The sequence below is a fragment of the Bradyrhizobium sp. B097 genome (genome assembly GCF_038957035.1).
GTDB lineage: Bacteria > Pseudomonadota > Alphaproteobacteria > Rhizobiales > Xanthobacteraceae > Bradyrhizobium.
This window is the reverse complement of sequence record NZ_CP152412.1, coordinates 4738411-4751289: the sequence shown is the minus strand read 5'-3', so window position 1 is coordinate 4751289 and position 12879 is coordinate 4738411. Positions and strand designations below refer to the sequence as shown.

At 64.9% G+C, this 12879-nt stretch carries 15 protein-coding genes; 4 read left to right on the top strand and 11 right to left on the bottom strand.

All coding sequences use genetic code 11. From position 1 onward, the window contains the following. From AAFG07_RS22390 to AAFG07_RS22370, 5 genes are all read right to left on the bottom strand, one after another. Positions 1-825, bottom strand: coding sequence for an IS5 family transposase (locus tag AAFG07_RS22390; RefSeq protein WP_342722065.1), 825 nt, complete (start codon positions 823-825; stop codon positions 1-3). Between the two features lie 113 nt (positions 826-938). Next, a complete protein-coding gene (locus AAFG07_RS22385) occupies positions 939-1976 on the bottom strand; it encodes an aspartate-semialdehyde dehydrogenase (RefSeq protein ID WP_342722064.1) in 1038 nt (345 codons plus the stop codon). Positions 1977-2226: 250 nt separating this feature from the next. Further along, on the bottom strand, positions 2227-2829 hold the full coding sequence (locus AAFG07_RS22380) for a PepSY domain-containing protein (protein ID WP_342722063.1): 603 nt from the start codon (positions 2827-2829) through the stop codon (positions 2227-2229). A gap of 307 nt (positions 2830-3136) precedes the next feature. Next, positions 3137-3874, bottom strand: coding sequence for a TetR/AcrR family transcriptional regulator (locus AAFG07_RS22375; protein ID WP_176531251.1), 738 nt, complete (start codon positions 3872-3874; stop codon positions 3137-3139). Between the two features lie 98 nt (positions 3875-3972). Then, positions 3973-5106, bottom strand: coding sequence for a patatin-like phospholipase family protein (locus AAFG07_RS22370; protein WP_342722062.1), 1134 nt, complete (start codon positions 5104-5106; stop codon positions 3973-3975). Between the two features lie 253 nt (positions 5107-5359). Between AAFG07_RS22370 and tgt the strand changes: the two genes are divergently transcribed. Continuing rightward, entirely contained in the window at positions 5360-6493 is a 1134-nt protein-coding gene (gene tgt, locus AAFG07_RS22365; protein WP_342722061.1) for a tRNA guanosine(34) transglycosylase Tgt, read from the top strand. Between the two features lie 10 nt (positions 6494-6503). Here the strand turns inward: tgt and AAFG07_RS22360 are convergent, their stop codons facing one another. Beyond that, entirely contained in the window at positions 6504-6719 is a 216-nt protein-coding gene (locus AAFG07_RS22360) for a hypothetical protein (RefSeq protein WP_050400485.1), read from the bottom strand. A 228-nt stretch (positions 6720-6947) separates the two neighbouring features. Between AAFG07_RS22360 and cysK the strand changes: the two genes are divergently transcribed. Together cysK and AAFG07_RS22350 are read left to right on the top strand one after the other, a co-directional pair. Beyond that, positions 6948-7922 carry a cysteine synthase A gene (cysK, locus tag AAFG07_RS22355; protein ID WP_092114098.1) on the top strand — a complete coding sequence of 325 codons (975 nt, stop codon included), beginning with the start codon at positions 6948-6950 and terminating at the stop codon, positions 7920-7922. 3 nt (positions 7923-7925) lie between these two features. Continuing rightward, positions 7926-8171: a BrnA antitoxin family protein gene (locus AAFG07_RS22350; protein WP_092114100.1), complete on the top strand. Its 246-nt coding sequence runs from the start codon at positions 7926-7928 to the stop codon at positions 8169-8171. Between the two features lie 79 nt (positions 8172-8250). Here the strand turns inward: AAFG07_RS22350 and AAFG07_RS22345 are convergent, their stop codons facing one another. Beyond that, complete coding sequence (locus AAFG07_RS22345) at positions 8251-9126, bottom strand: DMT family transporter (protein ID WP_342722060.1); 876 nt, start codon at positions 9124-9126, stop codon at positions 8251-8253. Between the two features lie 142 nt (positions 9127-9268). Here AAFG07_RS22345 and AAFG07_RS22340 point away from each other — a divergent pair, with 142 nt between their 5' ends. Continuing rightward, a complete protein-coding gene (locus tag AAFG07_RS22340) occupies positions 9269-9667 on the top strand; it encodes a RidA family protein (protein ID WP_194454419.1) in 399 nt (132 codons plus the stop codon). 85 nt (positions 9668-9752) lie between these two features. On the opposite strand, the gene AAFG07_RS22335 is transcribed toward AAFG07_RS22340, so the two are convergent. The 4 genes from AAFG07_RS22335 to AAFG07_RS22320 all read right to left on the bottom strand — a co-directional run bounded on the left by AAFG07_RS22335 (position 9753) and on the right by AAFG07_RS22320 (position 12814). After that, a complete protein-coding gene (locus tag AAFG07_RS22335; protein ID WP_342722059.1) occupies positions 9753-10307 on the bottom strand; it encodes a hypothetical protein in 555 nt (184 codons plus the stop codon). Further along, positions 10252-10611 carry a hypothetical protein gene (locus AAFG07_RS22330; protein WP_342722058.1) on the bottom strand — a complete coding sequence of 120 codons (360 nt, stop codon included), beginning with the start codon at positions 10609-10611 and terminating at the stop codon, positions 10252-10254. Before AAFG07_RS22330 ends, AAFG07_RS22335 begins: the two co-directional genes overlap by 56 nt. Positions 10612-10805: 194 nt before the next feature. Further along, positions 10806-11405 (bottom strand): formyltransferase family protein, encoded by a 600-nt coding sequence (locus AAFG07_RS22325; RefSeq protein ID WP_342722057.1) that lies wholly within the window; start codon positions 11403-11405, stop codon positions 10806-10808. A 119-nt stretch (positions 11406-11524) separates the two neighbouring features. Continuing rightward, positions 11525-12814 (bottom strand): hemolysin family protein, encoded by a 1290-nt coding sequence (locus AAFG07_RS22320; RefSeq protein WP_342722056.1) that lies wholly within the window; start codon positions 12812-12814, stop codon positions 11525-11527. Positions 12815-12879: the final 65 nt, after the last annotated feature.

Sequence of the window (12879 nt, the reverse complement as noted above, 5' to 3'; positions counted from 1 at the left end):
TCAGGGCGTAGCGAGGCGTCGGGTCAAGAGTCTGAGATGGGCTACGAGGAGCCAGGCGACCTCAGTTGAGGCGGAGCCCTCGAAATCTCTGGAGAGGCGGCGACACCTGCCGAACCACGCGAAGGTGCGCTCGACGACCCAGCGTCGTGGTAAGAGCTGGAAGCCTTTGACCCCAGGCGGCCGCTGAACGATCTCAATGGTCCATGGCCCGCAATGGGAGAGCGCGCCAACAAGCTGCTTTCCGCGATAAACCCGGTCAGCAAAGACATGACGCAGTTTCGGAAAGCGCTCTCGCACGCGCTCCAGTAAGGGGACTGCACCATGCACGTCCTGAACATTGGCTGGGTGAACGTGGACGGCCAGCAAGAGACCGTTGGTATCGGTGACGATGTGCCGCTTACGTCCGTTAACACGTTTGCCCGGATCGAAGCCGCGCGGGCCGCCGGCTTGTGTCGTCGAAGCGCTCTGACTGTCGATGACGGCCGCCGTCGGTGTCGGCTTGCGGCCGAGTTTGCGCCGTGCCTGTCGGACCAGAGCCTTCACGATCCTGTGCCATCGGCGAGTATCGCGCCAAGTATAGAAATAACCTTGCACCGTCGAGTACGGCGGGAACTCCCGCGGCAGAGCGCGCCATTGGCAGCCGGTGGACAGAATGAACAAAATGGCCTCGACTACCTTGCGCAGATCAACCTTCCGCGGGCGGCCCAATCGACGCCGACCCGGCAACTTCCTGGCTATCAGACGCCACTCCGCGTCGGTCATGTCGCTTGCATAGCGCAGTCCGTTCCGCAGATACTGAGCACGAGTGATTTTGGTCCATGGCATGGTGCACTCCCTCGAATCTTTGCAAATCCGAAGGAATCACAGCCGACTGAAATCACTCACTGCTTTTTCGGTCAGGCTCTCAGGATGACGGGGCAGGACTTCGCGTCATTCCCTCACGCCATTGCGCGCTCGGGCAGCAGCTCGGCGATCTGCACCGCGTTCAATGCGGCGCCCTTGAGCAACTGATCGGCTGCGACGAACATCGAGATCGAGTGCCCGGAGGGATCGCTGAGATCCTTGCGGATGCGACCGACCAGCACATCGTCCTGGCCGGACGCATCGATCGGCATTGGGAAGTAGTTCTTGGCGCGATCGTCGACGATCTTGACGCCCGGCGCCTGCGCCATGATCGCGCGCACCTGGTCCTCGGTGATCGGCTTCTCGCATTCGAAGGTGATCGCCTCGCAATGCGCGCGCAGCACCGGCACCCGCACGCAGGTGACGCCGATGGCGATCTTGTCGTCCTCGAAGATCTTGTGGGTCTCCTTGATGACCTTGGTCTCTTCGTCGTTGTAGCCGGTCTCCGGATCGATGGCCGTGTTGTGGTTGAACAGGTTGAAGGCGTAGGGGTGCGGCATCACCTTCGGGGTGTAGACCTGCCCGTTGAGATTGGCGCGGGTGGATTCGACGAGCTCCTCCATCGCGGCTGCTCCCGCGCCGCTCGCGGCCTGGTAGGTCGAGATGATCACGCGCTTGATGCGGTTCTTCCGGTGGATCGGCCACAGCGGCACCAGCGCGGTGATGGCGGCGCAGTTCGGGTTGGCGATGATGCCCTTGTGGTCGCGGATGCGGTTGGCGTTGATCTCGGGGATCACCAGCGGCACGTTCGGATCCATCCGGAAGGCCGACGAATTGTCGACCACGACGGCGCCGGACTTCACCGCGACAGGCGCGAACTTCTTCGAGATGCCGCTGCCGGCCGAGAAAAGGGCGATGTCGACGCCCTCGAAGGCGCGCTCGCTCAGCTCCTCAATTACGACCGGCTTGCCGCGGAAGCTGACGGTCTTGCCAGCCGAGCGGGCGCTCGCCAGCGCCTTCAGCTTGCCGACGCGGAAGCCGCGCTTGTCCATGGTGGCGATGAATTCGGCGCCGACTGCGCCGGTGACGCCGACAATCGCGACGACGGGATCGTTACTCACTTTGTCCTCCATTCGAATTTGAGCGTAACGCGGGCAATAAAAAAGCCCCGGACCTTCATCAGGCGGGGCTTCGGGTAGAGATGATGCTGTACGACCGACTACGCGCGCACGCCTCCCGAGGCCCCAGAGGGCTTGGTGGTTTTGGTCGTGCGTTTGGTCGCGGTGATCATGGTGCGGACTTATGCGGCAGAGATCGGCGTCCGTCAACGGCTTTTGGGCGAAAACTTGGCACGGGAAAAACCTGGCAACCGCCGCGCCGCTCTCAGCGCCGGCGCGCGCCGGGCGGCTCGAGGATCACCTCTTTCAGGTCGCTGCCCGTCAGCACCACGATGACGAAATTGAGCTTGCCGCGCTCGCGCATTAAGCCGCCGCTGATCGCCTTGCCTGATGTCGTGTGCTCGGCGACGCGCACCGCATCGGCGAGCCGATGCCGCAGCGCCCTGAGCACGACAAGGTTGTCGCGGTCTTCGGCGCCAAGGGAGGCCAGCGGCGACGGGGGCTCGCCGCCGACCACTTGGCCGGTCCAGGCGTCGATCGCATGCTGCCAGATGCGGTTCTGCTGCATGGTCTTGACCCGATAGACTGCGGGATCCGACGCGCCGTCGAAGCTGATGTCGGCGGTGATCGAGCCTGAGTGCAGCGCCTCCGCGATCGCCATCGCCTTGCGCAGCGAGATCTGGGCGGACTGGAAACTCTCGAGCTCGCGGCGAACCGCATGCACGTCGAGCGCGCTGTCACTGTCCTGCGGGGTGAGCGCGGCGGCAGCCGAGCTCGTGATCGCATGGGCCGGCGACGCGAAGGGCAGCGCCAGCAGCGCGGTTGCAAGCAGCCGCGCTGCCAATGCCCAATGCCTCAGTGCGCGCAATCGTCCTGTCCTCATCGTCAAACCTGTATTGAACATGTGCACGCGCGTGACCCGCGTTCGCAGAGCGAGGGGCGGGCCGAGAAAGGTGCGGCCGACCTCTGTTAGTCAGAGATCGGCCGCCGAACGTTCAGGCGGAGCGATGGCGGCAGCTCCGTCGTGACGATCGAAGTTACAAGGTGACGCAGAACCCTTGGGGGGCGATCCGGGCCCTGAGCGTCTCTTTGCAACTAAACAATACGGTTTCGTTCTGTTTATTCAAGACTCATCACGGCAACGTGTAAGACGACGAAACGATCCTATAAAACGGTCAGCGCGCCGGCCGGCGACGGGCCTTGGCTGCGTCGCGCAGCCGGTCCCGCGGTCCCACGGCACCGGCGAGGAACAGCCGAATCGAGACTTCCATCCGCGTCACGGCAGCTTTCATGTCGATCAGAATCCCGAATGTCGCCATCCGGTGGGTGTGGCCGACCACCATGTTGAGGAAGGTCTCGGCCGCGATCGTGGTGTCCTCGAGGTCGAGAGCGCCATTGTCGACCAAATGGTCGAAGAAATCCGCCGTCGTCGACACCGCCTTCGACCAGCCCTCGTCGACGGCAAGCTTGGCGACCTCGGGGAAATTGATCGCCTGCGCGGTCAGGATCCGGCTGAAGGCGATGGAGTCGGCGCTGCAGTTCAGCACCAGCAGCTGGCGCCCGAGCTCGATCAACCGTTCCTCGACCGAACCATCGCAGCTACCGCCGGCCTGCGCTTCGGCCGCCGCGGCGGCGAGCGGGGCCAGCCACCGGGCAATTTCGCGCCTGAGCACCGCGGTGAACAGGCCGCGCTTGTCGCCGTACTGTCCGTAGACGGTGGGCTTGCTGACGCGGGCGGCCTCGGCCACAGCGTCGATCGACGTCGCATCGAAGCCGCGCTCGAGGAACAGGCGCGTGGCGACCTCGATCAGCCGCTGGTCGCGCTCGATCGCAGCATCCCGGGTCGGCCGGCCGCCACGTGACTTGATCACGCCGCGCTTGGCCACCTTGGCCTTGGTTGCCGTCAATCCCATTGCCCATTCATCTCGTTGTGCGTTCGGACGGGTCTGTCCGGTCTATAACCCGCGCGATGCGGATTCGTCCATTCGGTGGTACCGGGGGCTGGCCCGCTTTAGGGCGGCGTCGCGGTCCAGGCCTGCCCCGCGGCGGCCTTCTCGTAGCCGTGCTGGTAGAGCGCGCGCATATAGGCGGTGTCGAAGCCTTGGGTTTCCGGCGCCGGATAGTCGCGCTCGATGTAAGACAGATGGAAGCCCAGCCGGTTGCGGCGGGCGAAATCATAGGTCGAGAGAATGACCGAGCGCGTCTGCGCCTGCGTGATTGCGGAAATGCTGCGCGAAGCGACGTCGATCGTCGAGTTCGACACCAGCTCGAAGTTGCCCTCGAGCTTCTTGTTGACGAGGATGTAGATGTTCATTCGGCCATCGGCGGGCCAGCTACGCTCGCGGAACAGCAGTGCGTCCGGCAGCGTCAGGACTGGAGCGGTCACGCCGCCGTCGACGTGCATCTCCTGGAAGCGGCGCCCCTGGCCCTCGGCGTCGATCATGATCGGCGGAAACACCAGCGGGATGCTGGCGGAGGCCGCCATCACGTCGCGAAACAGCTGTAGCGCCTCGGGCGTTCCGACGGCAGCGATCCGTCCCATGTCCCAGATCACCGTGCGCTGGGTGTCGAGATCGGTGGTGACGATCAGGAGTTTTCGGCCCTTGGCGTTTTCGCGCGCCACCTCGCTCAGAACGTCCTGGCCGACGTAGCGCGCCACCAGCTCGCGCAGCCGCTTGTTGCCGAACAGGCCGGAGCCGAACAGCACCCGCATCAGGCTCGGGTCCTGCAGCAGGCTTTCGGCGATCCCCGACGTGTAGACCTCCCTCAGCGTATCGTCGTAGCGCGGGCCGAGGAATGCAAAGGGCGCGATCAGCCCGCCGGTGCTGACACCGGAGACGACCGAGAAGCTCGGGCGGTTGCCGGCCGCGGTCCAGCCGTTGAGGACGCCGACGCCATAGGCGCCGTCGGCGCCGCCGCCGGAGAGGGCGAGATAGGTCTTGATCGGGGCAACGGTGTTCTTCTCGAGCCGGAATTTGGACGCCGGCTCGTCGGCGTAACGGCGCAGCCCGTCGAGATCGAGCACCCGCGAATTGGCGGCGTTGGCCGCCGTGTAAGGCATCCGCGGCAGCGAGCTGCAGGCCGCCAGCGCGAAGGCGAGCCCGCACAGCAGCACCGCTTGCCGGATCGCATGAGCGCTTGTCATCCGATGGCGGACGCGGTCAGGCCGGGCGCTGCAGGGTGGGAACATCTCGGCCAGTCAGGTTTCACGCGGATAGCAGTCGCAACGGGAAGTGCCGCCGCCTTATTCTCGACATAAAACGATACGGTGTCGTTTTGTTTAACGGAAGGACCGTTCCGGGGCAAGCATCCGTCCGGCTGTTGGCGTTCACGAAGTCGCGCGGGAGCCGTTACCCGACGGGTTGATCGGGCACCGGCGACACGCAATAAGCAGCCGCATGAATCTTCCCAATCATTTCGAACTGCTGGCCACTGATGGCGCCGCCCGCACCGGGCGCCTGACCACGCCGCATGGCGTCGTCCGGACGCCCGCATTCATGCCGGTCGGTACCGCCGGGGCGATGAAGGGCATGCATTGGCGCGAGGTGCGCGATGCCGGCGCCGATATCGTGCTCGGCAACACCTATCACCTGATGCTGCGGCCGGGCGCCGAGCGGATCGCGGGGCTCGGCGGCCTGCAGCGCTTCACCGGCTGGGGCGGCCCGATGCTGACGGATTCCGGCGGCTTCCAGGTGATGTCGCTCTCGGAACTGCGCAAGGTGACCGAGAAGGCCGTGACCTTCCGCTCGCATATCGACGGCGCCAAGGTCGAGCTGTCGCCGGAGCGCTCGATCGACGTGCAGCGGCTGCTCGGCTCCGATATCGCGATGCAGATGGACGAGTGCGTGAGGCTGCCGGCCGAGCGCGCCGACATCGAGCGCGCGATGCAGCTGTCGCTGCGCTGGGCCGAACGCTCCAAGCGTGCCTTCGAGAGCGCGCCGGACGGCTACATGCTGTTCGGCATCGTCCAGGGCGGCGACATCCCCGATCTCCGCCACGTCAGCGCGCGCGGCCTGACCGAGATTGGTTTTCACGGCTACGCGATCGGCGGGCTGGCGGTCGGCGAGCCGCAGGCGGTGATGCTGTCGATGATCGAGGAGACCGCGCCGGCGCTGCCGTCCGATCGGCCGCGCTATCTGATGGGCGTAGGCACGCCGGAGGACATTCTGGAGGCGGTGGCGCGCGGCGTCGACATGTTCGACTGTGTGATGCCGACCCGGAACGGACGCCACGGCATGGCGTTCACCCGGTTCGGGCAGATCAACCTGCGCAACGCCCGGCACATCGACGATCCGCGTCCGCTCGATGAAGAGAGCACGTGGCCCGCGGCGCGCAGTTATTCGCGCGCTTATCTGCACCATCTGGTGCGATCAGGCGAAACGCTTGGGGCAATGCTGCTGTCCGAAATCAACGTCGCCTATTACCAGGAGCTGATGCAGGGCATCCGCGACGCGGTGGCAAACGGCACGTTCGAGGATTTCAAAACGAAAACGCGCGCCGGTTGGGCGCGCGGTGACATCGCTCCGAGGTGAGCTTAAGTGATCAGTTGCACACGATCGGTTTCACCGTGTGCTTGGTTACGAACCCGTAACCGCAATTGTCGCAGGTCCAGAGATAGCTGATCAAATTGTCGAACAGGTAGGCGGACGCTTCTGCCGCGACCATGGAGTCAGCACACACAGGACAGGTCGGCAAATCGCTGCCGCGCGGATCGGGTCTGGACGCTGCGGTCGACCGGACTTCAGCAAGTGCTGGCATGTGCGCCTCCCTTTGCGTTCTGAGCTGCACCTGACGAAAGTATATAGACGCACTTGTTTGACCTTGTCGCAACACAAATGCGTAGGTTTTACGTTATTTGCGTAGGTTCTTATTTTGCGATGCAACGAATTTGCGTCTCGGCGGTTTCTCACTTGCGCGCCATGATGCGCTGCTTCTAATGAGAGAAGACCGCATATTTCCAGCATATCCCGCAGCAGGAGCCGCTTGATGGACGCGCCGTCGACAACGAGTGCAGTGCAACCCGGACGCGGCCGCGTCTTTGACTCCATCGTCGATGCGATCGGCTCGACGCCGATCGTGCGGCTGCGCAGACTGCCGCAGGCAAGCGGCGTCAACGCGACGATCCTCGCCAAGCTGGAATACTTCAATCCGGCGGCCAGCGTGAAGGACCGCATCGGCGCGGCGATGATCGTGGCGATGGAGAAGGCCGGCATCATCAACGCTGACACCGTGCTGATCGAGCCGACCTCGGGCAATACTGGAATCGCGCTTGCCTATGTCGCGGCGTCGCGCGGCTATCGGCTGAAGCTCGTGATGCCGGAGTCGATGTCGATCGAGCGGCGGCGGATGCTCGCCTTCCTCGGCGCGGAGATCGTGCTGACCCCGGCGGCGCAGGGCATGAAGGGCTCGATCGCGACCGCGGAAGAACTCGTGCGCACGACCCCCAACGCCGTCATGCCGCAGCAGTTCAAGAACCTCGCCAATCCCGAAATCCATCGCCGCACCACGGCGGAGGAGATCTGGAACGACACCGGCGGCAACATCGACTATTTCGTCGCCGGCGTCGGCACCGGCGGCACCATCACCGGCGTCGGGCAGGTGCTGAAGCCGCGCAAGCCGTCATTGCGCGTCGTCGCGGTGGAGCCGGAGGAGAGCCCGGTGCTGTCGGGCGGCCAGCATACGCCGCACAAGATCCAGGGCATCGGCGCGGGCTTCATCCCTGACATCCTCGACCGCTCGGTGATCGACGAGATCGTCAAGATCAACAGCGCCACCGCAATCGAGACCGCGCGCGCGCTGGCGCGCAACGAAGGTATCCCCGGCGGTATCTCGTCTGGGGCGGCAATCGCGGCCGCCTTGCAGATCGGCAAGCGGCCGGAGGCTGCGGGCAAGACTATCCTGGCGATTGTGCCGTCATTCTCGGAGCGCTATCTCTCGACGGTGCTGTTTGAAGGAATCTAGGACATGGCCGACCAGCCGAGACGACCGCGAACCCTGAACGATGCCCGTAGCGAAGCCGAGGCGGCGTTCAAACGGGCCACCACCAAAGTCGCGGATGCGCTGCCAAAGACTGCGGCCGTCCCGGTCCCCGGCGTCCGGGAGCAGGTCACGCTGCGGATCGATCAGGACGTGCTGGCATATTTCCAGGAGGGCGGCCCTGGCTGGCAGGACCGCATCAACGCGGCGCTGCGCAAAGCCGCCGGGAAGTAGCACGCTTTCGAAGCAGAGCAGCCCGGGAACATCCCCGGGCTTTGTGGTCGAGCCGCCGTGGTGTAGCGCCGCGCGGCCGTCATCTTGGGCGCGCCGACACCTTTGCAGCGGGCTTCAGGTTCAGGAGGTTGCCGGCCAGGATCATGGCGGCGCCAAGCACCGTATAGGCGTCGAGCTGCTCGGCATAGATCAGCCACCCGACGATCGCGGTCAGCGGGACCCGGACGAAATCCATCGGGATCACGACGGTCGCGTCGGCGTGGAGCAGGGCGCGCGCCATGCAGTAATGCGAGAAGGTGCCGCAGAATGCGATCACGGCAAGCCAGCCCCAGGTGGAGAGCGGCGGCCAGGTCCAGACATAGAGCGCAGGCCCGATACTGGCGAGCGACTGCACCACCAGCATCCAGAAGATGATCGTCAGCGCCTGCTCGGTCCGCGTCAGCGATTTGACCACGACGATCGAGACTCCGAAGCCCATGGCCGCGGCGAGCGCGATCAGCTGGCCCGGATTGATCGCACCGGTCGCCGGCCGCACGATCACGATGACGCCGACCAGACCAAGCACGATCGCGACGATCTTCCAGGATGTCATGCGTTCGCCGAGGAAGCCCGCCGCGAGGATCGCGGTCCAGATCGGCATCGTGAACTCGATCGCGACCACCTGGCCGATCGGGATCAGTGTCAGCGCATAGAACCAGCCAAGCTGCGCGCAGAAATGGATCAGGTTGCGCGCGATGTGGACGTGCACGCGCGCGGTCTTCACGATCGCAAACCCGCCATGGGTGTGGACCATCGGATACAGCATCACGAAGCCGAGCACGCCGCGCACGGCCATCAGCTGGAAGACGTTGACCTCGCGCGTCGCCTCGCGGCCGGCCACCGCCACGATCAGCATCAGCGCGAGCCAACCGGACATCCACAGTGCTGCGCGGGTCTTTGAGGGCGTGCGATCCATGATCGGAATGAGATGAGGAGGGATTCCCGGTATCGGCGAGCCGATATGAATTTGCAACGCGCAATTCTGCCGATGCGTGGTGCGCTGGCCGCGTGATCTCTGCTAAGCAGGGCGGGAATAATCACATCAGGAGGATCTGCTCATGCGTGTCTTGCAACCGGCCGAGTGGTCGAAACCCCGCGGCTTCTCGCACGGTGTCGCGTTCGACGCGCCCGGCAAATGGATCGTGCTGGCGGGGCAGACCGGCGGCGACGAGAAGGGCGAGTACGCGCCCGAGATGGCTGCCCAGGTCGGCACGGCGCTGAAGCGCATCATCAAGCTGTTGAACGAAGCCGGCGCCGGTCCCGAGCACATCGTGCGCCTGACCTGGTACCTGACCAGCCGCAGCGAATACGAGGCCGCGGGCGCCGGTATCGGCGCGGCGTGGAAGGAGACGCTCGGACGCAATTTCCCCCCGTCCACGCTGCTCTATATCGACGGGCTGGTCGATCAGCGCGCCAAGGTCGAGATCGAGGTGACGGCGTTCGTGCCTGCCGCATAGCGGCACATGCGAGCCATTGCCTGCGCAGCCAACAAAAAAGCCCTCGGGATCACCCGAGGGCTTTTGTCGTTGGAGTCCTGATAGCTTACTTCGACAGCGTGATGTTGGCGCCGCGGAACTGGCTGTCGGCTCTGATCGTGACGGACTGCTTGTTGCCACTGGTGCGCATCGAAATGTCGGCGTTGAAGCCGGGCGCGCTGGCAACGACCTGGAAGTTGCCGCCGCCGCCGCGACCTCGCAGATCGCCGCTGACATTGCGGCTGGACTCGCTCCAGGAGCCAGTGACCGCGTTGCCCTCGGCCTCCACGTCGGCCGCCAGGTTGAACTTGTAGGCGTCGCTGGCGCAGGTGAGGCTCATGGTCATCCTGGGCCCACCGACGCGATAGGTCGCACGGCAGCGGATCCGCTCGCTGGAGCCGTCGTCGAGGGTGACCGAGCCAGCGCCCGACCAGGTGCCCGCCATGCCGGCGAACGGGCTGGACTGGGCATGGCCTGAGGTGCTCGCCAATGCGGTCACGAAAAACGCGACGGCTGCATATGCTGGCCGCCGCGCGATAGCGAAGAAACTCGATACGCTGCTGATCTTACTGACGGGATGCTTCCCATCGGCCGCTGCACGGTACGCCAGCTGATGCCCCATTCCACTTCCCCGATCCGGAGTTGCCACTGAGTTGTCCGTTCGCATATGCACCATTGATCGAGACTCGCACAAGGCCCCCGCTGCCGACGGTGCCGGAGATCGTCGCGCCGGGCGCCGTGATCTTTCCTTCCGAAACGGTCAGGGTGGAGCTGGACGACGGCTCGCAGCTACCGGTCTTGGTGACGACGGTGACGTTCCAGAGGCCGTCATAAGGCTGCTGGGCGGAGACGGGAGCAGCGGTGAGGGCGGCAGCCGAGGCGACCGAAGTGACCAAAATCAGGTCGCGAATGCGGATCGAACGCATGAATCAAATCCCTGTAATTTCGTGTGATGACGCGGCTTATCCTGTCACAATGTGTTCAAAATTTGCTGCGTCGCGGGAGCCCCGAATGTTCCTGTGAACTCAAACACATCATAGTGAATCTGGTTCCGGGCCAGGAACGAAGAATTTGTTCCGTCGCTTGATTTTGTGAGGTATCTAGATACCGAAATGCGGGATTAGTGCTTGCCAGGGCTGAGGTTAGGCGCCTTGGTCGCAAACTGCTCGTCCTGGGGCTTGGCCGGCAGCGCGCCATTGACCTTGCCGTAGTCGATGACCTCACCGAGCAGGCGCAGCCCGAGCGGTGCCAGCGCGCGCTCCCAGAGCTCGCGGGCCGTCTCGCCCTTCTTGACGAACACCCAGTCCTGGGCGGCGATCGCGCCGGCGTCCATGCGGTCGGCGAGGTGATAGATGCTGCCGCCGGCGATTGGATCGCCTTCCTTGATGGTCCACTCCACCGCTGCGATGCCGCGGTGACGCGGCAGCAGCGAGGGGTGGTACCCGATGCCGCCAAGCTTGGCCACGGCAAGCGCCTCCTTGCTGACGCGGGCGTGGCTGTGGGCGGTCACGATCAGCTCGGTGCCCGGCGCGATCTCGGCGGCCGTCACCAGCTTGGGATCCGCCTGCACCACGACCTCGATGCCGGCCGCCCTTGCCGCTGCCGCCAGCCGGTCCTCGCCGTCATGGACGACCACCCTGACTAGCGTGACGTGGTGCTCGCGCAGCATGTTCAGGGTCGTCACGCCGAAATGGCGGGAACCGACAAGGGTAATGCGCATGGGATCAATTCCGTGGGGGTTACGCGGGATTTGCTTGGGCTGCCGCTATGCCGATAGCACACCGCGGTCGCCTGGTTCGTTGTCCTGCCCGTTATCAACAGGCCGGCCGGCTGGCAACCTCAGGCCACCGACGGCTTGCTCGCCAGCACCTTGTCGATGCGCCGGCCGTCGAGATCGACGATCTCGAAATCCCAGCCCTGCGCAGTGGTTTTCGCACCGGTATCGGGGATCGCGCCGAACGCATGCAGTAGGAAGCCGGCGGCGGTCTGGTAGGGCCGCGGCGAGGGCAGCGCGATGCCGAGCAGTTCGCTGAACTCGAGCGCCGGCATCCAGCCCGAGATCAGATAGGAGCCGTCGTCGCGCCTGACATAGGCGGGCTCGGCCGGGCCTTCCTCGGTATGGAAAACACCGACGATGGCCTCGAGGATGTCGGCGCTGGTCACGACGCCCTGGAAGGTGCCGTATTCGTCGTGCACGAGGCCGATATGCACCGCGGAGTCGCGCAGGATCGCGACCACGTCGCGGGCATCGACGGTCTCCGGAATGATCGGCGCATCGCGCGTCAGCGCGCGGATGTCGGGCGTCTGGCCGGCGAGGTAGACGTCGAGCACGTCCTTGGCCTGCACGATGCCGAGCGCATGATCGCGGTTGCCGTCGAACACCACGCAGCGCGAGTGACTGCTCCTTTGCAGCGCCGCCAGGATCTCGGGCGTGGGAGCGGCGAGGTCGATCAGGCTGACCTCGTGGCGCGGCGTCATGACGGCGCCGACCGGCAGATCGCCAAGCCGCATCACGCCGGCGATCATCTCCTTTTCGCCGGGCTCCAGCACGCCGGCGTTTTCGGCTTCCACCACCAGCGTCTTGATCTCGTCCTCGCTGACGCGGTCCTGCGCATCCTCGCGATGGCCCAATAGCCACAGCAACGACTTGCCGGAGCGGTCGAGCAGCCACACTACCGGCAGCGACAATCTTGCCATCACCGTCATCGCCGGCGCGGCCCGCACCGCGATCGCCTCTGGATCGCGCAGCGCGATCTGCTTCGGCACGAGCTCGCCGACGATCAGCGACGCATAGGTGATCACGCCGACGACAATGCCGACACCGGCAGCGTCGGCGACGTTGGCCGGCACTCCAACCTCGAACAGCCATTGCGAGAGGCGCTGGCCCAGCGTCGCGCCCGAAAAGGCGCCGGACAGCACGCCGATCAGCGTGATGCCGATCTGCACCGTGGAGAGGAATTTTCCGGGATCGGAGGCCAGCGCAAGCGCGCGGCGCGAGCCGCTGACGCCTTTCTCGACCAACGCCGCGAGGCGCGCCGGACGGGAGGAGACGATCGCGAGCTCCGACATCGACAACAGACCGTTGACGACGATCAAGACCGCCACGATCGCAAGTTCCAGATATAACACGGGAGTCCCTGAGGTTTGGCGGCATGGCCGCTCTGCGACGCCCTATATAGGCATACCGGGATATA

Excerpts from the sequence above, each read along its gene's own strand:
- AAFG07_RS22330 (WP_342722058.1), bottom strand. The coding sequence starts at position 10,611 with ATGCGTTCGATCCGCATTCGCGACCTGATTTTGGTCACTTCGGTCGCC.
- AAFG07_RS22345 (WP_342722060.1), bottom strand. The coding sequence starts at position 9,126 with ATGGATCGCACGCCCTCAAAGACCCGCGCAGCACTGTGGATGTCCGGT.
- AAFG07_RS22350 (WP_092114100.1), top strand. The coding sequence starts at position 7,926 with ATGGCCGACCAGCCGAGACGACCGCGAACCCTGAACGATGCCCGTAGC.
- tgt (WP_342722061.1), top strand. The coding sequence starts at position 5,360 with ATGAATCTTCCCAATCATTTCGAACTGCTGGCCACTGATGGCGCCGCC.
- AAFG07_RS22325 (WP_342722057.1), bottom strand. The coding sequence starts at position 11,405 with ATGCGCATTACCCTTGTCGGTTCCCGCCATTTCGGCGTGACGACCCTG.
- AAFG07_RS22390 (WP_342722065.1), bottom strand. The coding sequence starts at position 825 with ATGCCATGGACCAAAATCACTCGTGCTCAGTATCTGCGGAACGGACTG.
- AAFG07_RS22375 (WP_176531251.1), bottom strand. The coding sequence starts at position 3,874 with ATGGGATTGACGGCAACCAAGGCCAAGGTGGCCAAGCGCGGCGTGATC.
- AAFG07_RS22385 (WP_342722064.1), bottom strand. The coding sequence starts at position 1,976 with ATGGAGGACAAAGTGAGTAACGATCCCGTCGTCGCGATTGTCGGCGTC.
- cysK (WP_092114098.1), top strand. The coding sequence starts at position 6,948 with ATGGACGCGCCGTCGACAACGAGTGCAGTGCAACCCGGACGCGGCCGC.
- AAFG07_RS22360 (WP_050400485.1), bottom strand. The coding sequence starts at position 6,719 with ATGCCAGCACTTGCTGAAGTCCGGTCGACCGCAGCGTCCAGACCCGAT.
- AAFG07_RS22340 (WP_194454419.1), top strand. The coding sequence starts at position 9,269 with ATGCGTGTCTTGCAACCGGCCGAGTGGTCGAAACCCCGCGGCTTCTCG.
- AAFG07_RS22370 (WP_342722062.1), bottom strand. The coding sequence starts at position 5,106 with ATGACAAGCGCTCATGCGATCCGGCAAGCGGTGCTGCTGTGCGGGCTC.
- AAFG07_RS22335 (WP_342722059.1), bottom strand. The coding sequence starts at position 10,307 with ATGGGGCATCAGCTGGCGTACCGTGCAGCGGCCGATGGGAAGCATCCC.